The 25,565-nt window shown below is 60.8% G+C and carries 25 protein-coding genes; 14 read left to right on the top strand and 11 right to left on the bottom strand.

Annotated elements, in window-relative coordinates:
- Positions 1–38 precede the first annotated feature (38 nt).
- The 5 genes from ACGVKB_RS09075 to lysA are packed head-to-tail and all read right to left on the bottom strand — an operon-like array spanning position 39 to position 4,961.
- On the bottom strand, positions 39–977 hold the full coding sequence (locus ACGVKB_RS09075; protein WP_392351305.1) for a rhodanese-related sulfurtransferase: 939 nt from the start codon (positions 975–977) through the stop codon (positions 39–41).
- Positions 974–1,954, bottom strand: a complete 981-nt coding sequence (bioB, locus tag ACGVKB_RS09080; protein ID WP_392351307.1) for a biotin synthase BioB — start codon at positions 1,952–1,954, stop codon at positions 974–976. The genes ACGVKB_RS09075 and bioB overlap by 4 nt, the downstream gene beginning before the upstream one ends.
- Positions 1,951–2,733, bottom strand: a complete 783-nt coding sequence (locus tag ACGVKB_RS09085) for an isoprenyl transferase (RefSeq protein ID WP_392351309.1) — start codon at positions 2,731–2,733, stop codon at positions 1,951–1,953. The genes bioB and ACGVKB_RS09085 overlap by 4 nt, the downstream gene beginning before the upstream one ends.
- Positions 2,730–3,560: a diadenylate cyclase CdaA gene (cdaA, locus tag ACGVKB_RS09090; RefSeq protein ID WP_392351311.1), complete on the bottom strand. Its 831-nt coding sequence runs from the start codon at positions 3,558–3,560 to the stop codon at positions 2,730–2,732. The genes ACGVKB_RS09085 and cdaA overlap by 4 nt, the downstream gene beginning before the upstream one ends.
- A 21-nt stretch (positions 3,561–3,581) precedes the next feature.
- A complete protein-coding gene (gene lysA / locus ACGVKB_RS09095; RefSeq protein WP_392351313.1) occupies positions 3,582–4,961 on the bottom strand; it encodes a diaminopimelate decarboxylase in 1,380 nt (459 codons plus the stop codon).
- 38 nt (positions 4,962–4,999) lie between these two features.
- Here lysA and ACGVKB_RS09100 point away from each other — a divergent pair, with 38 nt between their 5' ends.
- The 5 genes from ACGVKB_RS09100 to ACGVKB_RS09120 all read left to right on the top strand — a co-directional run bounded on the left by ACGVKB_RS09100 (position 5,000) and on the right by ACGVKB_RS09120 (position 10,825).
- Positions 5,000–5,467, top strand: a complete 468-nt coding sequence (locus ACGVKB_RS09100) for a GNAT family N-acetyltransferase (protein ID WP_392351315.1) — start codon at positions 5,000–5,002, stop codon at positions 5,465–5,467.
- A gap of 180 nt (positions 5,468–5,647) precedes the next feature.
- Positions 5,648–8,215, top strand: a complete 2,568-nt coding sequence (locus tag ACGVKB_RS09105; RefSeq protein ID WP_392351317.1) for an ATP-dependent Clp protease ATP-binding subunit — start codon at positions 5,648–5,650, stop codon at positions 8,213–8,215.
- Positions 8,215–9,336: an iron-containing alcohol dehydrogenase family protein gene (locus ACGVKB_RS09110; protein WP_392351319.1), complete on the top strand. Its 1,122-nt coding sequence runs from the start codon at positions 8,215–8,217 to the stop codon at positions 9,334–9,336. Before ACGVKB_RS09105 ends, ACGVKB_RS09110 begins: the two co-directional genes overlap by 1 nt.
- Positions 9,333–10,196, top strand: coding sequence for an alpha/beta fold hydrolase (locus tag ACGVKB_RS09115; protein ID WP_392351321.1), 864 nt, complete (start codon positions 9,333–9,335; stop codon positions 10,194–10,196). Before ACGVKB_RS09110 ends, ACGVKB_RS09115 begins: the two co-directional genes overlap by 4 nt.
- The gene (locus ACGVKB_RS09120; protein WP_392351323.1) at positions 10,193–10,825 is read left to right on the top strand and encodes an LmeA family phospholipid-binding protein; all 633 of its coding nucleotides are present in this window, start codon (positions 10,193–10,195) and stop codon (positions 10,823–10,825) included. The genes ACGVKB_RS09115 and ACGVKB_RS09120 overlap by 4 nt, the downstream gene beginning before the upstream one ends.
- Before the next feature lie 19 nt (positions 10,826–10,844).
- On the opposite strand, the gene ACGVKB_RS09125 is transcribed toward ACGVKB_RS09120, so the two are convergent.
- Genes ACGVKB_RS09125 through ACGVKB_RS09135 form a run of 3 tightly spaced genes read right to left on the bottom strand, consistent with a single transcriptional unit; the run spans position 10,845 to position 13,710 of the window.
- Positions 10,845–11,777 (bottom strand): phosphatidate cytidylyltransferase, encoded by a 933-nt coding sequence (locus tag ACGVKB_RS09125; RefSeq protein ID WP_392351325.1) that lies wholly within the window; start codon positions 11,775–11,777, stop codon positions 10,845–10,847.
- Positions 11,778–11,817: 40 nt separating this feature from the next.
- Positions 11,818–12,276, bottom strand: coding sequence for a septal ring lytic transglycosylase RlpA family protein (locus tag ACGVKB_RS09130; protein ID WP_392351327.1), 459 nt, complete (start codon positions 12,274–12,276; stop codon positions 11,818–11,820).
- Positions 12,277–12,285: 9 nt separating this feature from the next.
- On the bottom strand, positions 12,286–13,710 hold the full coding sequence (locus ACGVKB_RS09135; protein WP_392351329.1) for an aminotransferase class I/II-fold pyridoxal phosphate-dependent enzyme: 1,425 nt from the start codon (positions 13,708–13,710) through the stop codon (positions 12,286–12,288).
- 48 nt (positions 13,711–13,758) lie between these two features.
- Between ACGVKB_RS09135 and ACGVKB_RS09140 the strand changes: the two genes are divergently transcribed.
- The 6 genes from ACGVKB_RS09140 (at position 13,759) to ACGVKB_RS09165 (ending at position 19,452) form a co-directional block, all read left to right on the top strand.
- Positions 13,759–15,408 carry an ABC1 kinase family protein gene (locus ACGVKB_RS09140; protein ID WP_392351349.1) on the top strand — a complete coding sequence of 550 codons (1,650 nt, stop codon included), beginning with the start codon at positions 13,759–13,761 and terminating at the stop codon, positions 15,406–15,408.
- Between the two features lie 46 nt (positions 15,409–15,454).
- A complete protein-coding gene (locus ACGVKB_RS09145; protein WP_392351331.1) occupies positions 15,455–15,868 on the top strand; it encodes a hypothetical protein in 414 nt (137 codons plus the stop codon).
- 65 nt (positions 15,869–15,933) lie between these two features.
- Complete coding sequence (locus ACGVKB_RS09150) at positions 15,934–16,662, top strand: response regulator transcription factor (RefSeq protein WP_392351351.1); 729 nt, start codon at positions 15,934–15,936, stop codon at positions 16,660–16,662.
- Between the two features lie 8 nt (positions 16,663–16,670).
- Positions 16,671–17,813 (top strand): sensor histidine kinase, encoded by a 1,143-nt coding sequence (locus tag ACGVKB_RS09155; RefSeq protein WP_392351333.1) that lies wholly within the window; start codon positions 16,671–16,673, stop codon positions 17,811–17,813.
- The gene (locus tag ACGVKB_RS09160) at positions 17,810–18,538 is read left to right on the top strand and encodes a pseudouridine synthase (protein WP_392351335.1); all 729 of its coding nucleotides are present in this window, start codon (positions 17,810–17,812) and stop codon (positions 18,536–18,538) included. The genes ACGVKB_RS09155 and ACGVKB_RS09160 overlap by 4 nt, the downstream gene beginning before the upstream one ends.
- Positions 18,502–19,452: a helix-turn-helix domain-containing protein gene (locus ACGVKB_RS09165; protein ID WP_392351337.1), complete on the top strand. Its 951-nt coding sequence runs from the start codon at positions 18,502–18,504 to the stop codon at positions 19,450–19,452. Before ACGVKB_RS09160 ends, ACGVKB_RS09165 begins: the two co-directional genes overlap by 37 nt.
- Here the strand turns inward: ACGVKB_RS09165 and malQ are convergent.
- Both malQ and ACGVKB_RS09175 read right to left on the bottom strand, forming a co-directional pair.
- The gene (gene malQ, locus ACGVKB_RS09170; RefSeq protein ID WP_392351339.1) at positions 19,383–20,936 is read right to left on the bottom strand and encodes a 4-alpha-glucanotransferase; all 1,554 of its coding nucleotides are present in this window, start codon (positions 20,934–20,936) and stop codon (positions 19,383–19,385) included. The two genes, ACGVKB_RS09165 and malQ, sit on opposite strands and share 70 nt — an antisense overlap.
- 33 nt (positions 20,937–20,969) lie before the next feature.
- Positions 20,970–22,010, bottom strand: coding sequence for an NAD(P)-dependent oxidoreductase (locus ACGVKB_RS09175; protein WP_392351353.1), 1,041 nt, complete (start codon positions 22,008–22,010; stop codon positions 20,970–20,972).
- A gap of 78 nt (positions 22,011–22,088) precedes the next feature.
- Between ACGVKB_RS09175 and ACGVKB_RS09180 the strand changes: the two genes are divergently transcribed.
- Positions 22,089–23,045, top strand: a complete 957-nt coding sequence (locus ACGVKB_RS09180; RefSeq protein WP_392351341.1) for an LCP family protein — start codon at positions 22,089–22,091, stop codon at positions 23,043–23,045.
- On the opposite strand, the gene ACGVKB_RS09185 is transcribed toward ACGVKB_RS09180, so the two are convergent.
- On the bottom strand, positions 23,008–23,523 hold the full coding sequence (locus ACGVKB_RS09185; RefSeq protein WP_392351343.1) for a hypothetical protein: 516 nt from the start codon (positions 23,521–23,523) through the stop codon (positions 23,008–23,010). The two genes, ACGVKB_RS09180 and ACGVKB_RS09185, sit on opposite strands and share 38 nt — an antisense overlap.
- 56 nt (positions 23,524–23,579) lie before the next feature.
- Here ACGVKB_RS09185 and ACGVKB_RS09190 point away from each other — a divergent pair, with 56 nt between their 5' ends.
- Positions 23,580–24,575, top strand: coding sequence for a ribose-phosphate pyrophosphokinase (locus ACGVKB_RS09190; RefSeq protein WP_392351345.1), 996 nt, complete (start codon positions 23,580–23,582; stop codon positions 24,573–24,575).
- Positions 24,541–25,565: glycoside hydrolase family 10 protein (locus ACGVKB_RS09195; protein WP_392351347.1), on the top strand; the 1,025-nt coding region annotated here is incomplete at its 3' end. The genes ACGVKB_RS09190 and ACGVKB_RS09195, both read left to right, overlap by 35 nt.

The raw sequence follows: 25,565 nt of genomic DNA on the forward strand, positions 1-25,565 counted from the left end.
CTTTTCGGACCAGATGGGTGCCCTTCACGGATGACGAATCAATCCTTGGCTGCTTTCATCGAGACCGAACGTTGATCGATCTGGCGTTGGCGCATCGCAAAGCGCTCCCGATCGGCATCCGTGAAGCGATCCAAACAGTGCAGGCATTGCACGCCTTTGATGAAGCTCGGCAAGTTGCGTTGTTCAGCTGACACCGGCAGCCCGCAGGCGTGGCAAAGGCTGTACTCGCCGGGTTCCAGCCGGTGGTTCAACGCCACCCGTTGATCAAAAACAAAGCACTCGCCTTGCCATCGGCTCTCGCTTTCCGGCACCTGCTCGAGGTACTTGAGGATGCCGCCGCGCAGGTGGTGCACCTCCCCGAAGCCCTCCTGTTGCAGGTAGCTGCTGGCCTTCTCACAGCGGATACCACCGGTGCAGAACATGGCGATGCGCTTGTTGCCCTGCTGCTCAAGCATCGGCCGCAAGGTCTGCTCGGCCCACTGGGGAAAGTCGCGGAAGCTTTCGGTGCCGGGGTCGATGGCACCATCAAACGTGCCGATCGCCGTTTCGTAGCTGTTGCGGGTGTCGATCACCAAGGTGTTGGGATCATCCACCAGCGCATTCCAGTCCTGCGGATCCACGTAGGTGCCGACGCTGGCGCTGGGATCCACACGGCTGATGCCGATGGTCACGATCTCCTTTTTGCGTCGGGCCTTGAAGCGGCGGAACACCGGTTGGTCGGCCCAGCTGCGCTTCACCTCGAGCCGCGCGTAGTGGTCGTCGCCCAGATCCAAGGACGAGCGCATGTAATCCAACACCGCATCCACCCCGGGCTCCGGTCCGCTGATCGTGCCGTTCACACCTTCATGGGCAACCAGGACGGAGCCGAGCACGCGGCCCTCCCGGGCCAAAGCTGGCAAGGCCTCCAGCAGTGCCTCCCGTCGGGCGTCGTCCAAGGGCGTGAAGGCGTAAAACGCCGCCACCAGAAGCCGGCTCATGCGGCAGCAGCTCCACACTCCTGCCAGTTGGCGGTCACCCCGGCATCGGCCAGCAGCTGACGATCGGCGTCCACATCCGGATTACCGGTGGTGAGCAGCACATCGCCGTAGAAAATTGAGTCCGCACCGGCCTGCAGGCAAAGAATCTGGGCCTCGCGGCTCATCGACTCACGACCGGCACTCAGTCGCACACGGGAGTACGGCATCAGGATGCGGGCGGTGGCCACCATGCGCACGAGCTCAAGCGGTTCGAACGGTTCTTGACTTTCCAAGGGAGTCCCTTCCACGGCCACCAGACCATTGACCGGGACACTTTCGGGATGGGGATCCATGGTGGCCAGCACCTGCAGCATCGACGCACGGTCGCGAACGGTTTCACCCATCCCGATGATTCCCCCACAGCACAGGGTCACCCCGGCCTTGCGGACCCGTTGCAAGGTCTCCAGGCGCTCCTGATACGAGCGTGTGGTGATGATGCGGTCGTAGTGCTCAGGGCTGGTGTCAAGGTTGTGGTTGTAGGCGGTCAATCCCGCTTCAGCCAACCGCTCCGCCTGTTGATCGGTGAGCATCCCCGCGGTCACACAGGCCTCCATGCCCATGCCACGCACACCGCGGACCATCTCGAGCATGGCTTCAAAGGGAGCCCCGTCACGGATTTCACGCCAGGCCCAGCCCATGCAGAACCGATCAGCCCCGGCCTCCTTGGCGGCGCGGGCCCGTTGCAGCACAGGCTCCACCTGCATCTGTGCCTCGAACGCCGACACATCACTGCTGTTGTGAATCGACTGTGAGCAGTAGGAGCAGTCTTCTTCGCAGCCCCCTGTCTTCACACTGAGAAGAGACGCCAGCTGAACCTTGTATCCAGGATTGGCAGAGCGATGCACGGTCTGGGCCTGCCAGAGCAGATCGATCAGCGGCAGCTCCAGCAGCGCGTTGATTTCCTCAATGGTCCAGTCGTGACGGGTGCTGACACTCATGATTTAGTCGAATCAAGACCGCCGAAGCGACGGGTGCGGCTCTGAAAATCGAGCAGGGCCTCGGTCAAGGCCTGGGCATCGAAATCAGGCCAGTGGACATCGGTGATGTGAATCTCGGCATAGGCCAATTGCCACAGCAAAAAATTACTGATGCGTTGCTCTCCACTGGTTCGGATCAGCAGATCCGGATCCGGCATGCCTGAGGTAAACAACTCAGCCGCTAAATGATTTTCATCAATCAACTGCGGATCCAGCTCTCCGGAAACAGCGCGCTCAGCCAGGCGCTGGGCCGCACGCACCAGTTCGCGACGCCCCCCGTAGTTGGTGCACACATTGAACTGAATGCCTTGGTTCTCAGCGGTGCGTTCCATGGCATCGGTGATCAGACTCTGCAGGCCCTCGGGCAGTCCGTCGAGGTCGCCAAGGAAGCGAATGCGAACCCGTTCCTGTTCAAGGCTTTTGAGCTCACGTTTGAGAACCCGCTCAAAGAGCGTCATCAAAAAACTGACCTCGTCCCCGGGTCTGGACCAGTTCTCCGTTGAAAAGGCATAGGCCGTCAGAGCCTGAATGCCCCAATCACTGCAAAGCCGCAGCGTCGTTTTAAGGGCTTCCACCCCGGCGCGATGTCCCATCACCCGAGGAAGACCTCTGGATTTTGCCCAACGTCCGTTGCCATCCATGATCACGGCCACGTGATCGGGCATCCGCAAGGGATCAAGCTCGTCCGGACGGACAGCTCGCAGATGCGGATCAGTGCTGGTGGCCGGTAGACGGCTCAAGACAGCGACTCAGGGGAAGGATTGCCTACGCTACGCCTGCTCGGGGGCAGAGCATCAACCCCACTGATCAGGTCGGTCAATAACTCCTGCAGACGGCTGCTTGTGATCGGGCGTTCCAAGCGCCCTTGATTGGCAAGAGACAACGTTCCTGTTTCCTCCGAAACAACGATGCAGATGCAACGGTCGAAGCGCTCCGTTATCCCAAGAGCCGCCAGATGTCGGGTTCCGAAGCGACTGACGGCCCGGCGGGACAACGGAAGAATCACCCCTGCGGACTCGATGCGGTTGCCGCGGACCAAGACCGCACCATCGTGCAACGGAGTATCTGCAGCGAACAGGTTGAGCAGAAGCTCACGGCTCATCTGAGCTCCAATTACCACGCCTGGATTGAGAAAATCCTCCGGACGCAGGTCACTACCGATGTCCACCACAATCAGGGCGCCACGACGCTGTTGGGATAAACGGCCCGCGGCCTCGGTGATCGAACCAACGGTGCCAGCTGCCGCCTGAAACTCGTTCTGGGATTTGCCGAGCAACACCGCCAGACGCAGGGTGCCGAGCAGCTCCATCAAACGGCGTAATTCACCCTGCCAGAGGATGGCTAGGGACAACGAGCAGGCCAGCACAAGCGCATCAACCAGCTTCGACGTCAGCGGAAGAGTCTCGCTCCGCTGCACAAACCAGCCCAAAGCGACCAGGAACAGATACCCCCGGAGCAACCAAAGGGTTCTCTGTTCCTTGACGCGGAAGAAGAGCAAAAAGCCGATCGCAGAAGCAAACAACACGTCCAGGATCTGGCGAGACAGCTCTGCCTCCAAGACGTTCACTCAGTTCTACGACCTCTGCTATTAACGTACCGCCCGAAAGCGTTCGGGGAGGACGTCGTAGCGCAGCAGATCATCCGGCTGTTCACGTTTCTGGACCAGCTCGGACTGCCCGTCGTGAACCAGCACAGCGGCCGGTCGTGGAATGCGGTTGTAGTTCGAACTCATCGAGGCGTTGTAGGCACCGGTGGCGAACACAGCGACGACATCACCACTGCAGGTCGTGGGCAACGGCAGGTCTTTGAGCAAAACGTCACCGGACTCACAATGTTTCCCGACCAGATTCACGGTTTCATCCGCTGTGGCGAGCGGACGGTCGGCAAGACATGTTGTGTACAGGGATTGATAGGTGATCGGCCTGGGGTTGTCGCTCATGCCTCCATCGACCGCCACGTAGGTGCGAATGCCAGGAATCGTCTTGCGTGATCCCACGGAATAGAGCGTCACCCCCGCAGGAGCGACCAGCGACCGCCCGGGCTCGCACAACAGGCGCGGCAAGTCGAGTTCACGCTCACGGCAGGCACTCGCAACGGCCTCAGCGACCACCTGAACCCAAGCATCGATCGACGGGGGATCGTCGGATTCCACATAACGGATCCCAAGACCTCCGCCGACGTTGAGGTCGGTCACGGGATGACCTAGCCCCCTGGCCAGCTTGAGGGCATCGGCCATTACCCCGGCGAGATCGCGGTGGGGCTCCAGTTCAAAAATCTGCGAGCCAATGTGGGCATGAAGGCCGGTCAAGACACCCCAGGATTGGCCGACAAGACCCTTGAGAACCGCTTCCAGCTGATCCGGGTCGAAGCCGAACTTGCTGTCGAGGTGCCCGGTGCGGATGTATTCATGCGTATGGCACTCGATCCCGGGAGTGAAGCGCAGCATCAACCGTGCTGGAGCGGATCCAGCGGGGATCAGAGCCGCCAGGCGGTCAAGGTCATGCTGGTTGTCGACAACGATCGTGACGCTGTTGCGATAAGCGATCAGCAACTCGTCATCGGACTTGTTGTTGCCGTGGAGAACAATGCGTTCACCTGGCATGCCCCCTTGAAGAGCCGTCAAGAGCTCGCCGGCGGACACCGCATCCAGGCCCAGCCCCTCGGAGGCCACCAGGCCACTCATCATCAATGAGCTGTTGGCTTTGGAGGCGTAGATCGGCAGCGATGGGCCGGGGTAGTGCTTCTCAAGAGCCTGCTTGTAAGCACGGCAGGCCGCTCTCAGACTCTCCTCATCCAGCACATACAACGGTGTGCCGTAACGCTGGGCCAACTCACTTAAGCGACATCCACCCACAACGAGACGATCTTGATCATCCAGCTGGGTTGTGACCGGTGCCAGATTGCGATTGGGGCTGTTGGGATCGCGCGTTGATTCGTAGGGCCGCAGGCTTGCCAAGGTCTGAGTCACGAAGAGGCCGACATCGACTAGCAATGTAGGAATCGACCTTGCGCAGTCGTCCCGTGGTGAGCGAGCTCGACGTCACCTGGCTGGAGGCCTGCCTCGTTTTGGATGATCGAGCCCTCCATGGGCTGTGGACTCGTGAGCAGTGGTCGCGGGAGCTCTCGGATCCCCGTCGGCTCTGCATCGGCCTGCATCAGGACAGCGTCGGTCTGATTGCGATCGCCTGTGGATGGCTGGTGGTGGATGAATTGCATATCACTGCCGTAGCGGCCGACCCGGACCATCGACGCCAGGGTCACGCCAAATCGGTGCTGACGGCTCTGTTGCAACGGGCACGACAGCGGGGAGCCAGTCACGCCACTCTCGATGTGGCGACAGGCAATAACTCAGCTTTAGCGTTGTACAGGCAGTTCGGCTTCCGCACCGCGGGTTGCCGCAAGGGTTACTACAAGGATGGTCGTGACGCCTTAATCCAGTGGCTCCGACTGAATCCAGCCCTTGAAAACAACTGACATTTAAAGCGGTTCGGTTTACCGCCCAATAAAACAATTAACCGAAGAATTGATCGTGCTCATTAACAACTTCTACTGGTTTTAAGCCAGTCTGGGACAGGGAAGTGACCGAACCGACCGAACCTTCACATTGCCCCCTCAACCCTGATAGCTTGTAGAGACATTGCATCGGCCTCAACGATGTTCGAGCGTTTTACCGAGAAGGCCATCAAGGTGATCATGCTCGCCCAAGAAGAGGCGAGACGCCTGGGCCACAACTTCGTCGGGACGGAACAGATCCTGCTGGGCTTGATCGGCGAGGGCACCGGGGTTGCCGCAAAAGTCCTCAAGTCCATGGGCGTCAACCTCAAGGATGCTCGGGTTGAAGTCGAAAAAATCATCGGCCGGGGTTCCGGCTTCGTCGCCGTTGAGATTCCTTTCACCCCAAGAGCTAAGAGGGTGTTGGAGCTCTCCCTTGAGGAAGCCCGCCAGCTCGGTCATAACTACATCGGCACCGAGCACCTCTTGCTGGGTCTCATCCGCGAAGGAGAAGGTGTTGCGGCCCGCGTCCTGGAGAACCTTGGTGTTGACCTTGCCAAGGTGCGCACGCAGGTCATCCGCATGCTGGGTGAAACCGCTGAGGTCAGCTCAGGTGGCGGCGGTGGAAGCAAAGGTTCCACGAAAACACCCACCCTCGATGAATTCGGAAGCAACCTGACCCAACTGGCCACCGAAGCCAAGTTGGACCCTGTGGTTGGGCGCCACAACGAAATTGACCGTGTCATCCAGATCCTGGGTCGTCGAACCAAGAACAATCCTGTTCTGATCGGTGAACCCGGAGTGGGCAAAACAGCCATTGCCGAAGGGCTTGCCCAGAGGATTCAGCAGGGCGATATCCCGGACATCCTCGAAGACAAGCGCGTCCTGACCCTCGACATCGGGCTTCTGGTCGCCGGGACCAAGTACCGCGGTGAATTTGAGGAGCGCCTGAAAAAAATCATGGAGGAGATCAAGGCGGCCGGAAACGTCATCCTTGTGATCGATGAAGTCCACACCTTGATCGGTGCCGGTGCGGCCGAAGGCGCCATCGATGCCGCCAACATTCTCAAACCAGCTCTGGCCCGAGGTGAGCTGCAATGCATCGGTGCCACAACCCTCGATGAGTACCGCAAGCACATCGAGCGGGATGCCGCCCTGGAACGCCGCTTCCAGCCGGTCAACGTCGGTGAACCGTCGATTGACGACACCATCGAGATTCTGCGGGGGCTGCGTGAGCGCTATGAACAGCATCACCGTCTGAAAATCACTGACGACGCCCTGATTGCCGCGGCCACATTGGGCGACCGTTACATCTCCGACCGCTTCCTTCCCGATAAGGCCATCGACCTCATCGATGAGGCTGGCTCCCGTGTTCGCCTGCTGAATTCGAAGCTCCCTCCGGCCGCCAAGGACGTCGACAAGGAACTCAGGGCCGTCCAGAAAGATAAAGAGGACGCTGTTCGGGAACAGGACTTCACCAAAGCCGGTGAATTGCGCGAGAAGGAGGTCGAACTTCGAGAGCAGATTCGGACTCTGCTTCAGAACGCTCGAAACGAAGCTGCCCCGGCAGCCGATGCGGAGAACGCTGACGCGGCCGTGACACCGTCTGCAGAGGAGGCAACACCAGCCGTGGCAACGGCCGCCGGTGAGTCCACAAGTCCCGTGGTCGATGAGGAGGACATCGCCCAAATCGTTGCCTCCTGGACCGGTGTTCCAGTGCAGAAACTCACGGAAAGTGAGTCCGTGAAATTGCTGAACATGGAGGAGACCCTCCACCAGCGCTTGATCGGCCAGGACGAAGCCGTGAAGGCCGTCTCGAAGGCCATCCGTCGTGCCCGCGTCGGCCTGAAAAATCCCAATCGCCCGATCGCCAGTTTCATTTTCTCGGGCCCCACTGGCGTGGGTAAAACTGAGCTCACCAAAGCGTTGGCGACGTACTTCTTCGGCAGTGAAGAGGCCATGATCCGTCTGGACATGTCCGAATTCATGGAGCGCCATACGGTCAGCAAGCTGATCGGCTCTCCTCCGGGCTATGTCGGATTCAACGAGGGTGGTCAGCTCACCGAGGCGGTTCGTCGTCGGCCTTACACAGTCGTGCTCTTCGATGAGATCGAGAAAGCGCACCCCGACGTGTTCAACCTGCTTCTGCAACTTCTCGAAGATGGTCGTTTGACCGATTCGAAAGGCAGAACTGTTGATTTCAAGAACACCCTGGTCATCATGACCTCCAACATCGGCTCCAAGGTCATCGAAAAAGGTGGCGGTGGTCTTGGTTTTGAGTTCTCAGGTGAAAGCGAAGAAGAAAGTCAGTACACCCGCATTCGCTCCTTGGTGAATGAGGAACTGAAGCAGTACTTCCGACCTGAATTCCTCAACCGACTCGACGAAATCATCGTCTTCCGTCAGCTCAATCGCGATGAAGTCAAATTGATCGCCGACATCATGCTGAAAGAGGTCTTTGGCCGCATGGCCGACAAGGGCATCACCCTCACGGTCTCCGAAGCCTTCAAAGAGCGACTGGTTGAAGAGGGTTACAACCCTGCCTATGGAGCACGTCCGCTCCGCCGAGCCGTGATGCGGCTGCTCGAAGACTCCCTCGCTGAGGAAGTCCTGTCCGGCCGGATCAAGGACGGTGATCATGCGGAAGTCGATGTCGATGACAACAAAAAAGTTGTTGTTCGCCATCAAGGCCAAGCCGTCACCCCGCAACTGGCGACTGCCGGCGTCTGATGGGCTCTGGATCTCCCCTCGCAACCCATGCCATCGCTCCCGCTGTTGTTCTGCGGGGCGATGGGGCTTGGGACGAGGCCAGACCGCGCATTGCGTCCCTGTGCCACCAACCGGTGCTGCTTGGGCGCAGTGCAGCCACCGCACCTCACCGACAACGCCTCAAAGCTGATCTTGAGTCCGACGGCCTTGTTCCATCGGCAGCGCAACTGCTGAACGATTGCTGTGAGGACGATCTACAGCGCATTTCCGCTGAGATCACCGCCTGCGCCAATGATGCTGTGATTGCTGCCGGGGGGGGGAAAGTCCTCGACGCCGGCAAGTTGCTGGCGCACCGCCTTCAACTGCCCTGCATCACCGTTCCCCTGAGTGCAGCCACCTGTGCAGGTTGGACGGCCCTGTCCAACGTTTACTCACCGAGCGGTGCCTTCTCGGGAGATGTCAGTCTCGATCGCTGCCCGGATCTTTTGGTCTTCGACCACGGCCTGATTCGCCAAGCCCCGCCGCGAACATTGGCGAGTGGCATCGCTGATGCCCTGGCGAAGTGGTACGAGGCCTCCGTGAGCAGTGCCACCAGCCACGATGGGCTCGTCCAACAGGCGGTTCAGATGGCCCGCGTTTTGCGGGACCAACTGATGCTTGACAGTCGCGAAGCCATGGCCGACACCACGAGTGAGGCCTGGGTCCGGGTCGCAGAAGCCTGCGGCTTGACCGCCGGGGTGATGGGTGGTCTCGGAGGAGCACGCTGCCGGACCGTGGCAGCCCATGCCGTCCATAACGGCCTCACCCAATTGGAGGCTTGCCATGGAAGTCTCCATGGCGAAAAGGTCGGGTTTGGAATCCTGGTCCAACTGCGCCTGGAGGAGCGCCTGGGTGGTAATCAATTGGCTGGTCAAGCCCACCGCCAACTTCTTCCCCTGCTCAGGGAACTGGGTTTGCCCGTTTGCCTCGACGACCTGGGCTTGGCATCCGCCAGCCTCAGTGATCTTCAGCAGGTCTGTGCATTTGCATGCCGCGAGGGCTCGGATCTGCATCACCTCCCCTTCCAGGTCACAATCGGTGCTCTCCTCGAAGCACTCGTGGGGGCCGGTGAAGCGATTCCCACCCCACCGAGTCGACCTTGAAAGCACTGCTGGATGGCCTGATTCCAGACCTGCTGGACCCTCAGGCCCGCGACTTGGCCACAACCGTGGAGTGGTGGGATTTGTCCTTGCCCGGTTGCTCTGATCCCTTTCCGGTCGCAGTGCAAGGACAGGGACCAACCGTGTTGCTGCTGCATGGGTTTGACAGCAGTTTCCTTGAGTTTCGCCGTCTGGCTCCGCTGCTCAGCCAGAACTTCCGACTGATCATCCCTGATCTGTTTGGTTTCGGCTTTTCCCCTCGCCCCAACGGCACTGATTACGGTCCCACCGCGGTTCTCAATCACCTCGATCAGCTGCTCAAGCAACTGGACGGTGAGGGCCCATTGGCCGTGATCGGAGCCTCGATGGGAGGTTCCGTTGCCATTGAACTGGCGCGACAATCCCCAGATCGCGTTCGGGCTGTGATGCTGCTTGCTCCTGCTGGACTGACCGGTCGTCCCATGCCTGTCCCGCCATTGCTCGACCGCCTGGGCGTCTGGTTCCTGTCCCGTCCCGGTGTTCGCAAAGGGCTCTGTCGCCAAGCCTTTGCCGACCCCAAGGCGAGTGTGGGGCCAGCGGAAGAGCAGATCGCCTCACTCCATCTGCAATGCCCGGGCTGGGCTGAGGCCTTGGCCGCCTTTGCCCGCAGTGGGGGCTTCGGTGGGAGCGGCCACCCGCTTCCGGATCAACCCCTGCATGTGATGTGGGGCGCCAATGACCGGATCCTGCAGCCTCGCCTGAAGGCACAGGCGATGGACTTGCTGGCCAACCCCGTCGAAACACTGGACAACTGCGGCCATCTGCCCCACCTCGATCAACCGCACCAGGTCGCCGAACGCTGCCTTTCCTTGCTGACGGCATGAATGATCCCCTCCTTCAGCTGATCAGCAGTGGATTGAAGCTCTGGCTGCGCAGTCGCTGCGATCAGATCGGATCGATCGAGCTCGAGCTCAAAGGGTCCGGCCTCGGGCTGCTGACAGGCCGATTGGCAGGCGTTCATCTCAGCGCACGGGATGTCTGCTTTCAGGGGCTCCCTCTCCAGCACGTGAATCTGGACAGCGAAGCCATCAACCTCGATCTGCAGCTGCTTCAACCGGGCCGGATGCTGGCGCTTCAACAACCCTTCAAGGTGATGGGATCGGTCACGTTCCAGGGGTCTGCTCTGAATGATGCTCTGCTGACATCCCCCTGGAACTGGCTGGGTGACTGGCTTGCGGAACAACTCATGGGGATCACACCGCTTGGCGCCCTGCGGATCAGAGATGACCTCCTTGAACTGGAGGCCCCCATTGCGGGACATCAGAACCCCCAACAACAACGCTTCCGCGTGGACGCAGAAGCGGGAACCGTGATCTTCCGTTCAGACGATGGGTCAACCACAGGCCGTACATCAACGGCTTTACCGATGGACGCCAACATCCAAATCGAACAAGCCACGTTGTCAGCCGGACGGTTGCTGCTCAGTGGTCATGCCCGAGTGACGCCGGACTGATCTCCGCCAGGGGTGGCCATCACGGATTCGGGAAGAGGGGAAGCACCAGGGCGATGAGGTAATAAATCACCGCGGGAGTCAGCAGATAACTGTCAATTCGATCAAGGATGCCGCCATGGCCGGGAAGGGCATCTCCGGAATCCTTCACGCCGGCATCCCGCTTCATCATCGACTCCGTCAGGTCGCCCACCAGGGCAATCACCGCCACCAAAGCGCCGAGCACTAAACCAGGCAGACCGAGGCCAGGCCAGCCAAGGAGCAAAGCACTGATCCAACCCACGGCCATTGCAGCCACAACACCGCCGATCGCCCCTTCAAGGGTCTTGCCTGGCGAGATCGGAGACAACGGCCGTCGACCGATGCGGCGTCCAACCGCCCATGACCCAATATCACTGGCCACGATCATGAAGCAGGCCGACAAGGTGAGGGCCAAGCCGCTTGTGATCCAAGACCACTCATCGGGTAGAGCCGCGAGGGAGGGGGCCAGCTGAGGTGCATCCAAGTTGCGCAACTGCAACCAATGGCTCGGCAAAAAGCCGAGATAAAACAGACCAAAAATGGACGCGGCAATATCCGCAATTGATCCGGTCAGGGGCTGCAACAGCAACCATCCGCAAATCGATGCACCCGCCAAGGGAAGGACAGCGGCGGAAAGAACAGCAGGCAACCCCCCATGGACTCCCCACTGGGTGGACAGCAACAGCAACTGGCAAGCCACCAACGTGGTCTTGGTTGCGGGTCTCATCCCCTTGAACTGTGCCATCCGGAAAAATTCCAGCAGGCCCAGATGAACAATCACCCCAACGGCAACGGTGAACCACCATCCACCGAGTCCGACAACAACAAGGCCGAAACCTCCGGCTGCCAGCCCACTTCCAACACGCGTTCTTAACGACCCGGATCGCCGCTTCCGATCACCAGCGGTCGTGGGGAGAGACTCGCCGATCACCATTCACCACGCTGAGGTCCCATTGACCAGGAAATTCAGACTATCAATTGCCTGAATCAAGAATTTCAAGGGCCACCGGCACTTCTCCGTCTTGCTTCATCTGCAGCACCGTTGCTGCGCCGTGGGCCAAATCGATCATCCGATGCCGGCGAAACGGACCTCGGTCATTGATCCGCACCACCACTGTTTTGCCGTTGACCAGATTGGTCACACGCACGCGGGTCCCAAACGGGAGCGTGCGGTGGGCTGCCGTCAACGTATCGGGACGAAAGGTTTCACCATTGGCTGTTCGCCGTCCGTAGAACCCTGGTCCGTACCAACTGGCAGCCCCATGGATCTGCGGCTGGAGCACCACGGCCTTCGGGGCCGGTGGGGCGGCGAGAGGAGCGACTGGAACAAACAAGGACGGCTCGCTGCTCTGTTCGACCAAAAACTCTTCCGCCGATGGACTCGCCCGTGATGGTTCGGACCAGGCCAATAGCAGCAGCAGCAACAGCCCCATCACGGTTGATCAGCGCTCTGCCCGCATTGAACCTCCGCCAGCCACCACGCGCACATGCTGCGGAAGTTGATCACCCCAGAGCCGTTGCTGTCGCAAGAGCCAGTCCAACCGCTCCTGGTCCAAGCGCTCCCCAGGAACCAGCAGTGGAATCCCCGGAGGGTACGGACAGAGCAATTCGGCACTGACCTGACCCACAGCATCCGCCAGCGGAACGGCCACAGACGAAGCGCGCCAGGCTTGAGACAACACCATCTCAGGGCTCGCCACAAGCGGCAGAGGAGGAGCCTCAAACAATGGAAACGGCTGGCGATCTGGATGCGCTTTGAGCAAGTCCGACCACATCCGCACAAAGGCGCGGACCAAGCCGCGGTGACGCGCAAAACCAAGGCAGAACGTCAGGGTGGCCGGCTCGGGCAATTCAGCCAGCCAACCACGTTGCAACAACCAATCATCGGCCTCAAGGCCACTCATTCCCCGGGCCGCCGTTTTGAGCACAAGCCGCAGCGGATCCTGCGTGTCCAGCAAGGGCAGGCCCTGGTGCTTCAGCTCTGAGGCCAGGGCTCTGGCCTCATTCAGTCGCCGGCTCAGGCGGTTGCGACCCGACACTGACTGCCAGCTCTGCAGGGCGGATTCACAGGAGGCCAACAGCAAGGCACTCGGACTGGTGGTCTGCAGCCAACCGAGGGAACGATCCACCCGTTCGGGCGCCACGCGATCGCCCTGCAGCCAAAGCACAGCGGTCTGCGCCAGCCCCATCGCGGACTTCTGCAGTGAATGCACGACCAGATCGGCTCCGGCCTGAAGCGCTGAGGGAGGCAGCGACGAATCGGCATTCGCAGCGAAATGACTGCCATGGGCTTCATCCACCAGCACCGGCCAACCCTGGGCCTGCAGCGCATGAACCAACGGGGTTAGGTCGTTGGCATAACCCTGGTAGGTGGGATGCAACAGCACCGCCGCGGCAATCGTTCGCCCGGAGGCTGCACAGGACTGAACGATGCGTTCGAGCCAGGGGCGATCGGGGGGGGCCGGTTGGCCTCGATCGGGCTGATACGGAACATCGAACAACACCGGGGTGAGGTCCCCAAGCAGACAGGCCTGAATCAGACTGCGGTGAACATTGCGCGGCATCAAAACCGCTTGACCTGGGGCGGCAACAGCAAGAAGTGACGCTTGCAACAAGCCGGTCGCTCCGTTGACGCCGTACCAGGCGCGCTGGACCCCCATCGCCGCAGCGAACTGCCTCTGGCTTTCAGCAACAGCCCCCTCGATTTCAAGAGGCCCACCGATCTGGGGGAGTTCCGGGAGATCCCAAACACCAGCACGCCCCCGCAGCAACCGTCGAAAGTCATCCGGCAACGCCCGGCCCCGACCATGGGCTGGAAGGAAGAACGAGCGTCCCAAGCGGGTCGTGAGAGCTTGGAGCAAAGCCATGGCTGCTCGTGATTCTCTTTAAAGTCTGGGACTCCCATGACAAAGACGATGCGCTACAGCCCAGGGCGAAATCTGGTCTGGTTGCTGTTGCGGCCTTGGATCGCGTTACCGCGTCTGATCCAGGTGCTCTGGAGTCTGATCGGACTCGTCCTCGTGCTCGTGATTCGTGGAGGCAGTCCGGATCCCGACGTGCAACGGAAGCTGGGACGGCGCATCCTGACGACGCTGACGAATCTGGGGCCGTGCTTCATCAAGGTCGGCCAAGCGCTGTCCACACGCCCCGACCTCGTCCGCCGCGATTGGTTGGAGGAACTGACCCGCCTCCAGGACGACCTCCCCGCGTTTTCCCACGCCATCGCTCTCCAACGCATCGAATCCGAACTCGGTGCACCGGTCCAGGAGTTGTTTGAGGACTTCCCAAGCGCTCCGATGGCGGCGGCCAGTCTCGGCCAGGTCTACAAAGCACGGCTGGAGGGCAATGCTTGGGTGGCCGTGAAGGTGCAACGGCCCAACCTGGAGTTCATCCTCCGTCGGGACCTGGTGCTGATCCGGCTGCTCGGAGTCATCAGCGCACCCTTGTTGCCGCTGAATCTCGGCTTTGGTCTCGGCGAAATCATTGATGAATTCGGCCGCAGCCTGTTTGAGGAAATCGATTACGAACAGGAAGCCCGCAATGCAGAACGGTTTGCGGCCCTGTTTGCGGACAATCCAGCGGTCGTGGTGCCAAGGGTTGAGCGGATGCTCAGCTCCAAACGCGTGCTCACGACGACTTGGATCAATGGGGCAAAAATGCGCGATAGCGCAGAACTCGAAGCGCTGAATCTCGATCCAGCGGCCCTGATTCGCACCGGTGTGATCTGCGGTCTTCAGCAGCTCCTTGAGTTCGGCTACTTCCATGCCGACCCACATCCGGGCAACCTCTTTGCCCTCGAGGGACGCAGCGGAGACCTCGGACGGGTCGGCTACGTCGACTTCGGAATGATGGACTCCATCAGCGACAGCGACCGACTGATCCTGACCGGCGCTGTCGTCCATCTGATCAACCGCGATTTCAATGCACTGGCCCAGGATTTTCAGGACCTCGGCTTTCTCAGCCCAACCGCCGATCTCACCCTGATCACTCCCGCTTTAGAAGACGTTCTGGGGGGCAGCCTCGGTGATTCCGTGGGCTCGTTCAACTTCAAGGCGATCACGGATCGCTTCTCGGAGTTGATGTTCGACTACCCCTTCCGCGTCCCGGCGCGCTTTGCCTTGATCATCCGTGCTGTCGTGAGCCAGGAGGGTCTCGCCCTGCGCCTCGATCCTGAGTTCAGGATCATTGCGGTGGCTTATCCGTATGTCGCACGGCGTCTGCTCGCCGGTGACACCAGCGAAATGCGCGACAAACTTCTCGAAGTCATTTTTGACGAGAACGGACGTCTGCGCACCGATCGTCTCGAGAACCTTCTCGATGTCGTCGGTCAGGATCAGGCCGCTCCCACCGCAGCTCTGCTTCCTGTAGCCGGTGCTGGGTTGAGATTGCTGCTGAGCCGAGACGGTTCCGACCTGCGCAGCAGGCTGCTGATGACGCTGATCCGCGACGACCGTCTCCATGTCGATGACCTCAAAGCTCTGCTTGGCATGGTGGGTCGGCGCTTTGATCCTGCTCGTCTGGCCGGTGGCCTGTTGCAACGCCTGAACCCACTGGCAGCGGCCTGAGTTTTTCTCCCGCTAGGGTCGCCCTTCACTGCGGACGACTGCGTCGATGCCCGAGGACTTCAGCACCGACGACTTGCTGTTTCAGCTTGCGTACTTTCCACAGCCTCCCTATCTGCTTGCGGGCGTCGGCCTCGCCGTCGGCGTTCTCTGCGGACTGACCTTCGGTCGGCTGGTGCAGATCAAGCTGGATGGCTGGAAACAGGATCGGCTGCCGCTGCTGCCCCTTGGCAGTGCCGAGATCACCATGAGTTACACCGGCACTCTCGTGGGAATCGTCCTATTTATTGGTTCATGCCTGCAGATTTTTGGCTTCGCCTCCGGTGCAGCCCTCTTGGTGGCCCTGATCCTGTCTCTGCTCACCGGCGGCGCCCTCTGGGCTCAACTTGAGCGGCTGATGCTTCAGGTGGAAAGCGGCAATTTCAAGGCCGTTGATTTCGATAATTTCGACGAATTCTTCTAACCCTCCACGCGTCGAATCACGATGCCTCGCTGAGCGGTCAGAATGTCATCAGGTCTATCAGCAACATTCCGGTGACAACGCTGAGCACGGCTGTGGCGACAGGAACTCTTCTTGTCGTCGAAGACGACGAGACGATCCGTGAAACCGTCGGAGATGCCCTCAGATCCGAGGGATACGCCGTTCTGACCTGTGGGAATGGTGCTGAGGCACTCCGACTGATGATGGATCAGAACACCGAAGCGGTGGACCTGATCGTTCTCGACTTGATGCTGCCTGGCATGGGAGGTCTGGACCTCTGCCGAGAGCTGCGCCGGACCAACAACAGCACACCGATCCTGGTCATCAGCGCACGGGACAGTGAGACCGATCGCGTCCTGGGGCTGGAGGTTGGGGCCGACGACTATCTGGTGAAACCGTTCGGGCTTCGAGAACTCGTCGCGCGCTGCAGGGCTCTGCTGCGACGTTCACGGCAACAGCCGGAGCTCGATTCACCTGAGACCGTTCTTCATCACGGGAATCTCAGCTTGTACCTGCGGGAATGCCGGGTGACACGGGACGACGTTGATCTCACGCTCTCCCCAAAGGAATACAAAATTCTCGAGCTGTTCATCCAGAATCCGAAACAGGTCTGGAGCCGAGACCAGCTTCTGGAGAAAGTCTGGGGAATGGATTTTGTCGGTGACAGCAAAACGGTCGATGTTCATATCCGCTGGCTGCGCGAAAAAATCGAGGAGCAACCCTCAACGCCAAAATTCATCCGAACCGTCCGTGGTTTCGGCTACCGCTTCGCCTGAGTGCTGCTGTGATCCTGTCCGCGTTGATCGGCTTGATCGCGGGAGCCACCATCACCCGCTGGTGGAACCGTCGCCAGCACCGCGTCAGACTCGAGCTCATTCAAGCCACCGAGCGCTTGGAGAAGGGTCTGAGTGCACCCCAGCTGCTGGCTTGGATTGATGCCGCAACGCAGGGGTGGATCATCCTTGCCCCCGATCTCAGCATTGCCTACCTCAATGCTCGGGCCGAACGGTTGCTGCAGATTTCTCAAAATCGTCTCGTGCGCGGAATGGCCCTTGAGCAGGTGCTGTCGGTCCCGCAGTTGAACGAAGCGATCATCAGCACCCGGTACTCCCAGCTATCCCAACGCAGTGAGTGGGATCAGAACGGTTCACCGTTGGAGGGGCTTGTCCTGCCGGGATCCGAGGAGTGGCTGCTGATTCTTCTACAAAGCCGCCAGTCGCTCGAAGCTCAGCAACAGGAACAGGAGCGGTGGGTCAGCGATGTCGCCCATGAACTGAGAACCCCGCTCACGGCACTCATGCTGGTGAGCGAAAGGCTGGAAATGGCCGTCACCGGCCAGGACCAGGACATGGTGCTGGTGCAGCGGCTGCAGAAGGAACTGCGACGTCTGCAAGTGCTGGTCGAGGACCTTCTGGAACTCTCACGCCTCGAAAACAGCCTGCCGCAGGACAGTGAAAAGTATTCAGCACTCACGCTGGAGGACTTGGTCGACAGTGCATGGAATAGCGTCCGCCCGCTCGCTGAGGCCCGAGACATCGAGCTTGAACTCGATCGCAAGGAATCCGGACAGTTGATGGGCGATCTGCCTCGGCTGCACCGGGCAGTCGTCAATCTGTTGGACAATGCGCTGCGGTATTCGCCGAATGGATCCACTGTCGATGTGCAGATCCACCCCAGCGGGGGCTGGTGGCAACTCAGCATCCGTGATCACGGTCCGGGTTTAAGTGATGCCGACCTGGACAAAATGTTCCAGCGCTTTTACCGCGGTGATCCCTCGCGAGCCCGCTCCACCCGCAGTGGCAGTGGCCTGGGTCTGGCCATCGTTCAGCAGATCGCCGTGGTCCATGGCGGCAGGGTCGAGGCCCGCAACCATCCTGAAGGGGGAACCTGCATGGAACTCACACTTCCGAGAGTTCTGACGGAATGACCCGTGAACGGCTGCAGAAACTGATCGCAGCAGCTGGCCTTTGTTCGCGACGACGCGCCGAAGACTGGCTGAAAGCAGGCCGGGTGACCGTTAATGGACAGTCGGCAACGCTCGGGGATCAGGCCGATCCAGATCATGACGTCATTGCCGTGGATGGCAGAGAACTACCGCGTCTGAGCGATGCCAGGGTTCTGCTGATCAACAAACCCATCGGTGTGATCAGCACCTGCCACGACCCCCAAGGGCGCCGCACGGTTCTCGATCTTCTGCCCCGACGCGAGCGTCAGGGACTCCACCCGGTCGGTCGTTTAGACGCGGACAGCCGGGGAGCGCTTCTGCTCACCGACCAGGGCGCCCTCACCCTGAAGCTGACCCACCCCCGTTACGACCACATCAAGAGCTATCGGGTCTGGGTGCATGGCCATCCCACCGCAGAGACCCTGACGCGTTGGCGCAACGGCATTCCCTTGGACGGCAGCCCAACCCGACCCGCAAGGGTTGAACTGCTGGACCAAGAGGCACGGCGAAGCCTGCTGAGTCTTGAGTTAAAAGAAGGCCGTAATCGCCAGATCCGACGGGTCGCCGCCAAATTGGGCCACCGTGTCATCGACCTGCAACGGGTTGGCCTGGCTGGGGTCAGCCTCGGTAATCTCCGCGAAGGATGCTGGCGAAGGCTGGAGCGACAAGAATGGCAGCCGCTGCTCGAGGGGGGGCCATGCGCCTGAGATGGACCCAACTGTGGCGTCGACGCGCCCAAGCCTCGTCGTCGGCCGGTCTTGGACAGGAAGGAAGCGAAGAAGAGCGGGCGAAGGAGGTGGGAGCGCGCATCAGAGACCGCCGCGAAGCCCTAGGGCTCAACCTCAGAGAACTCGCTCTGCAGACACGGATCACAACGCCGGTGCTGGAAGCGATGGAGCGCGGCTGGCGGGAGCGTCTCCCAGAACGGACCTATCTCGCCGCCATGGTGATTCGCCTGGAACAGGCGCTGACTGTGCCGGCAGGAAGCCTGAATGCCGTCCTGCCCCCCAAAGCCGCATCACCACTGGATGCACGGAATCGCAAGGGTCTTCGACGCTTCACCCCGGGCAGCATTGATGTCGTCACCACTTGGCAAGGATCACTGCTGTATGCGGTTGTGATTGGAGTCAGCCTCCTGGCCATCAACCGACAGCAACAGGTCCTGATCGAGCAGAACAGTCTCACCCTCGAACCCGTGCGGGCAGCGTTGACTCCACCAGCCGCAACCCTGGACGACACCGATGCTCCGGTGCTCGGCACGCTGCGCCCCTTGGCGGAACTCAGCGATCAGCCACCACAACGCTGGCTCACGGCGTTGAAGCAAAGCGACGCACGACGTCCGGGCATCCTCGAACTCCAGCTCTCTCAACCCAGTCAGCTCTCCATCACCAGCGGAGGGGGTGATCGGCTCACGCTGAACGGGAGCCAGGGAACACTCACCCTGAGCCTGGTCAAACCCTTCACGATCAAGCTTGACCCGGCCCTGAGCAAGCAGGACCGGGTGCTTTGGAATGGCGCCATCCTGCTGCCGAACGCAGCAGAACCCGGGACCTACAGCATGCCCAAGACCGCCGAGGCCCCGGCCCGGGTCCGGCCCCAGACGGCCCCCCTCTCGCCATAGCCCTTCACAGCCCCCTCAAGGGCAGCATCAAATTGAGAACAACGCCAACTCCAGTTGCCCTCACTGGTTCCTGGCGTATTAAATCGAGCCGCGTCATCGAGGTGCATCAGATCCTGCAAAGGGGCCACCACCAGGGCCGCGGATGTGGCGAAGGCCATATCAAACAAATGCCAGGCCGGAGACTCGAAACCACCCGACACGCGTTCCATCACCCGAGTGCGGCTGTCCTGGTCCAGCTGCTGCCACCATCCCAACGTGGTGGCGTTGTCGTGGGTGCCGGTGTACACGACCCAACGGGAACCATCGATGTTTTCCGGCAAGTAAGGGTTGTCGGACTGACCGTCAAATGCAAACTGCAGCACCTTCATCCCCGGCAGTGCGAAGCCGTCCCGCAGCGCTTCCACATCGGGAGTGATCACACCGAGATCTTCGGCAATCAACGGCAGTGCTCCGCCGGCATCGCTGCGCAGCTTTCGCAGCAGCGAGGCTCCAGGGGACGGCTGCCACTGGCCATGTTCCGCCGTGGTGTCACCGCCGGGAACGGCCCAGAACATCGCCAGCGCACGAAAATGATCCAATCGCAGGAGGTCCATCAGCTGACGCTGACGAGCGATTCGCTTGCGCCACCAGCTGAACCGCGTCAAACGATGGCGCCACCAGCGGTAGACCGGAGATCCCCAGAGCTGTCCGGTTTCGGAGAAATAATCGGGCGGAACACCGCTCTGCGTGCTGAGCCGTCCATCGGCGGCAATGGTGAAGAGCGAACGGTGACTCCAAACGTCGGCACTGTCCGCACTGACGTAAAAAGGCAGGTCACCAAACAGAAGAATGCCCAGGTCCGCAGCCAAGGTTCGGATCTGCTGCCACTGACGATCCAACTGCCACTGGGTCAGCCGTTCCTTCTGCAACGCGTCCTGATGGTCGCGAGCCCAGCGTTCAAGCGCTGCGCTCTGATGCTGGGCCAACGGTTGTGGCCAGGTCCACCAGGCCTGCTGATGCTGGTCGTGGAGAACGCGAAAGCGCACGTGATCCTCCAGCCATGTCTGCTCAGAGCACCACTGGGCAAAGGCCTGCTGGCGCTCCGCGCTTTGGTCGGGCCAGGACTGCAACAGGGCTTCGGAGAGGGCCGCACTGCGTTCACACGCCTGTGCAAACGACAGGGAGTCCACCCCATGGGATGGAGCCTCGGCCCCGGGAAGGCCATCGAGCTGCTCAGCGGAAATGAATTGCTCGGCGGCTAGATCAGCAGCATCCAGAAACCAAGGATTGAGGGCGAAACAAGAGGGGGAGCTATAGGGCGATCCGGTCGGATCGGGAGGAGCCAGCGGCAACATCTGCCAAACGCCGATGTTGTGATCGGCCAGCAACCGCAACCAACGACGGGACGGCTCCCCGAAACTGCCGCAGACCGGACTGCCCGGGAGAGCCGTTGGATGCAGCAGCACCCCTGTGGAACGCGGGCGGGGGGTGCTGGCCTGATCCATCGGGTCCTTGCGGTCCCCTCAAGCATGGCTCGATCAGAACAAAGCGGCATCGCCGAGTTCTTGACCCGCCATTCCCTCACGCGCAACCCGTTCGAAGAATTGCTCCAACGTGTCGTCGCCATAGGAGGGAGTGGCATCGGCGTCATAGGTGCCTGACGCCTCGTCCCACACCAACATCGACTCACAGGCGTAATAGCGCCCGATGCGCCCGAACTCGGCGGTGTCCTGCAGCGAGGGAACCAGGCGTGACAGTCCTTCGAGAACCGCGATCGGGGCATCCATCAGGGCGATCGGTACCGAAAGCATGCGAGGACTGCGACCCAGGGCCTTGAACAACATGGTTCCCTGCTGGCGCGCACTCAGCGCCGGGCCAGGGCCGCCGATCGGAAGCACCCGATTGCGCTTGGTCTCGTCATGGATGCAATCCACCATGAACCGCGCCAGATCCTGCTCACTGATCGGTTTGCAGCTGGCCAGCTCACCGCCGGAGAACATCACGTAAGGCCCGCCCTTGCGGCAACTTTCCACCTGTCCGGCGAGGCTTTTAAAGAAAGCGGTGGGACGCACGATCGAATGGGTCATGTCGGTGTCCGCCTGGAGCACCGCTTCCAACGCCAACTTCGCTTTCTGAAATTCCAGTTCCGGCTTCTGCACGCAGATCGCCGACAACAGCACGTAGTGCGCAGCACCGGCACGACGTCCCTCGCGATAGGTGTTGAGCGTGGCGTCATGGTCAATCGCCCAGGAGTCCTTCCGCCCTCCGGTCCGAGAGGCCAGACAAGAGACGACGACATCAGCCGGCTGATCAAAGGCCACGTCGGCGATGGACTGCGGATCAGTCACATCACCGAAGCGCACCTCCGCGCCCTTGAAATCAGCGATCACCTGCTCACGGTCCTGCCGACCACCGATGCCGCTGCGTTCCCGAGCGAAAGCGACCACCTGATACCCCCGAGACACCAGTTCCCGGACCACAAAACGGCCGATGTAACCAGTCGCACCGAACACCACCACCCGGACCTCCTCTGGCGGACGAGAGCGGAAGTCATGACGCAGGGCTACCGAAGACGACACCAGAACAGCGGTGAGTTGAACCTGAACGCTAGGGACAGAAGGGCTGAGACAAACTGGATCACGCAACAACCGAGAACGATGTCGTCGTCCACCCCCCATCGGTTGCGGCAGTGGCTAGGCCGTCATCCGCTGCGGGCCAGCATGCGTATTGCGGCATTGGTCCTGGGCGTGGGAGCAACGGCCTGGGCTTTGGGCGGGCTCTGGCCCGCACCAGACCAGATCGACCGGGCGGCCCTGCCCAGCGCAGACGACCCCTCGCGCCTCGCGCCGCTGCCGTCCGGTCCGATCACCCTGCTGGTGATCGGTGCTGATGCCGAAGATCTCCGTGACCTGAGCAATCAGGCGGCCCCGAAAGGACCCGCCAATGCCGACGCCATCGTGCTGGTTCGGGTTGAAGCCCAAAAACCCCTCCGGGTCCTGCAAGTTCCGACGGAACTGGCTGTCAAAACACCCGATGGGGCCCTGCCCATTCCCCTGGGCAGCCTGTGGCAACGGGGCGGGATCGCGTTGGTGGCCGACAGCCTTCGCGAGATCGTTGGTTTACCCGACGGTGAACCCCAGCGCTACGTCGTGGCACCGCGTCGTGTCATTCGTACGTTGATCAATGGGCTGGGCGACCTGGACGTGAACCTGCCGGAGGCCTACGCCCGCGAAGATCGCAGCCAGGGGTTTGTGGTGAATCTGCAGGCCGGACGCCAGCGCCTCAATGGCGCTGAAACCGAGCAGCTGCTGCGCCACCTCGACAACCCCCAGGACCAAAGCAACCGGCGGTCGCGTCAGCAGCTGGTGATCCAGGCCCTGGTGGATCAGCTGAAAACGCCCAGCGGATTAGGACGCATCAGACAGATCCTGACGGAACTGCAGGCGGATCTCGACTCCAACCTCACACCAGCTGAGCTGCTGAGCCTCACCGCCGCTCTCATGGCCAGCCAGGACAGCATGCAGATCAGCCAGTTGAACCTGGAACCCCGAACAGGGAACCAAACCCTGCGGCAACTCAAAGCGGGGCAGAGCCTGCCGTTGTGGCCGAACTAAGCAACCGCTGCGCCAGGGCGATCACCGCCGCCTCTCGAAGCGGGTGCTGCGGATGGGGAATCCAGCCACACCACGGCAGACCATCACGAATGCGCTGGGCGCTGTCCCAGTCACCCTCCAGCTGCACGAGTCCGATCAGAGAAACCCGCAAACGCTCGGCCAAAGCGTTGTAGGCCGCTGCATTACCAGGGATCGCCCCATCGGGACAGGCACGCACCAACATCAGGACGGGGCGCTGCCAATCGGCCAAGGCCTCGAACCAAGTGCCACCACTGGGATGAAGAACAGCCGCATCACCCGAAAGGCGCAGCAGCTCCTGACCTCCAGCGGTCTCACTCAGCACGGTCTGTGGACAGGCACCGATCGGGATACAGAGCAGATGGCGTCGACACTGCTCGGCCAGAGCCGTGGTCGCATCACGCATCACCAGCTCAGGGAGGGCACCGGCGCCAACCAAGACCGGGGAGGCTGTGGACATAGGGGGGCAGCTCAGCACTACCATCGGATTACAACAGAACTTGTCCTGCAGGCGCCGTGACCAGCTTTCTGACTGCAGCCCGCGCCGAACAAGACAAGCTCCACCAGGACAGTCGACGGCTGCGTCTGTTCAGTGGAACCTCCAATCCCGGCCTGGCCAGGGAAATTGCCGCATATCTCGGTGTTCCCGATGGGCCTCGGGTCTGCAAACGTTTTGCCGACGGCGAGCTTTACGTCCAAATCCAGGAATCGATCCGGGGCTGCGACGTCTTCTTGATTCAGCCCACCTGTGCTCCGGTGAACGATCACCTGATGGAGCTGCTGATCATGGTGGACGCCTGCAGGCGTGCATCCGCACGTCAGATCACGGCTGTCGTGCCTTACTACGGCTATGCCCGAGCCGACCGAAAAACAGCGGGACGCGAATCGATCACTGCCAAGCTCACCGCCAACCTGCTGGTGAAATCCGGGGTGGACCGAGTGCTGGCCATGGACCTGCACTCAGCCCAAATCCAGGGCTACTTCGACATTCCCTGCGATCACATTTACGGCTCACCGGTGCTGGTCGACTACCTCTCCACCCAGAACCTTGGGGACATTGTTGTCGTTTCACCTGATGTGGGAGGGGTGGCCAGGGCCAGAGCCTTTGCCAAACAGATGAACGATGCACCGTTGGCCATCATCGACAAACGTCGAACCGGTCACAACATGGCTGAAAGCCTCACGGTGATCGGCGATGTCTCCGGGAAGACCGCTGTGCTGATCGACGACATGATCGATACAGGTGGAACCATCTGCGCGGGAGCTCGGCTGCTCCGCGAACAGGGAGCCCAACGCGTGATTGCCTGCGCCACCCATGCCGTGTTTTCACCTCCAGCGAGCGAGAGACTCTCAACAGAGGGGTTGTTCGAGCAGGTGGTGGTGACGAACAGCATTCCGATTCCGAAGGACCGCATGTTCAACCAACTCAAGGTGTTGTCGGTTGCGAACATGCTGGGCGAGGCGATCTGGCGGATTCATGAGGAGAGTTCTGTCAGTTCGATGTTCCGCTGAGCGAGATCTGTATCGCCTAGCTGCACTCCTCACGCTGATCGTTGGCCTCGGCCAGGCCAGCCCAGGATCCGCCAGTCCGAGGTTGGACAGTGCGCTTCTGCGCCAACGCAGCGACGTTGGTGTCTGGCTGACGAACAGTCCGAGCCCCCTGTACTACAGCAAACGTTCCATCCGCTCAGCCATGGAACGGCTGCAGAGGGCGGGCTTCACCCGCGTCATCCCCAATGTCTGGAGTCGAGGAACAACATTCCATCGCAGTCGATTCGCGCCAATCGAACCGCCACTGCAGCGAGCCGGAATTGACATTGATCCCATTTGCACCTTGGCCGCTGAAGGCCGGAAACGCGGCATCAAGGTGATGCCTTGGTTCGAATACGGCCTGATGGAACCGGCGGACTCGGCTGTTGTCCAAGCCAATCCGGATTGGGTGCTGACGCGAGCCGACGGGCAGCGCTGGATGAAGCTGCATGGCAATCACCGCATGTCCTGGCTGAATCCAGCCCATCCCAAGGTGCGCCAACGGTTCATTGGTTTGGTGGTCGAAACGCTCAAGCGCTGTTCAATGCACGGCCTGCAGCTGGATGATCATTTCGCCTGGCCGGTGGAATTCGGCTACGACGACGTGACCCGAACGTTGTATCGCGATCAAACCGGTTTCAACGTTCCGACTGATCATTCCAATCGCCATTGGATGAACTGGCGTCGCAAACAACTGACTGGCCTGTTGCGCGATCTACGGACGCGCCTCAAACAAGAAGGACTCCCCGTAAACATCAGCTTGTCACCGGGCCCCTTCCGCCAGGCTTACAACCTCTGGCTCCAGGACTGGGAACTGTGGGCGATGGGTGGCTTGATCGATGAACTGGTCGTTCAGAACTACGCCTATTCCATTCAGGGCTTCGCCCGCGATCTCGATCAACCGGCCTTGCGCAAGGCCAGGGAGTGGGGCGTTCCCACACAGATTGGAATTTTGGCTGGGTTTGGCAAACG

It is taken from the genome of Parasynechococcus sp., assembly GCF_042954325.1.
In the GTDB taxonomy this organism is placed as follows: domain Bacteria; phylum Cyanobacteriota; class Cyanobacteriia; order PCC-6307; family Cyanobiaceae; genus Parasynechococcus.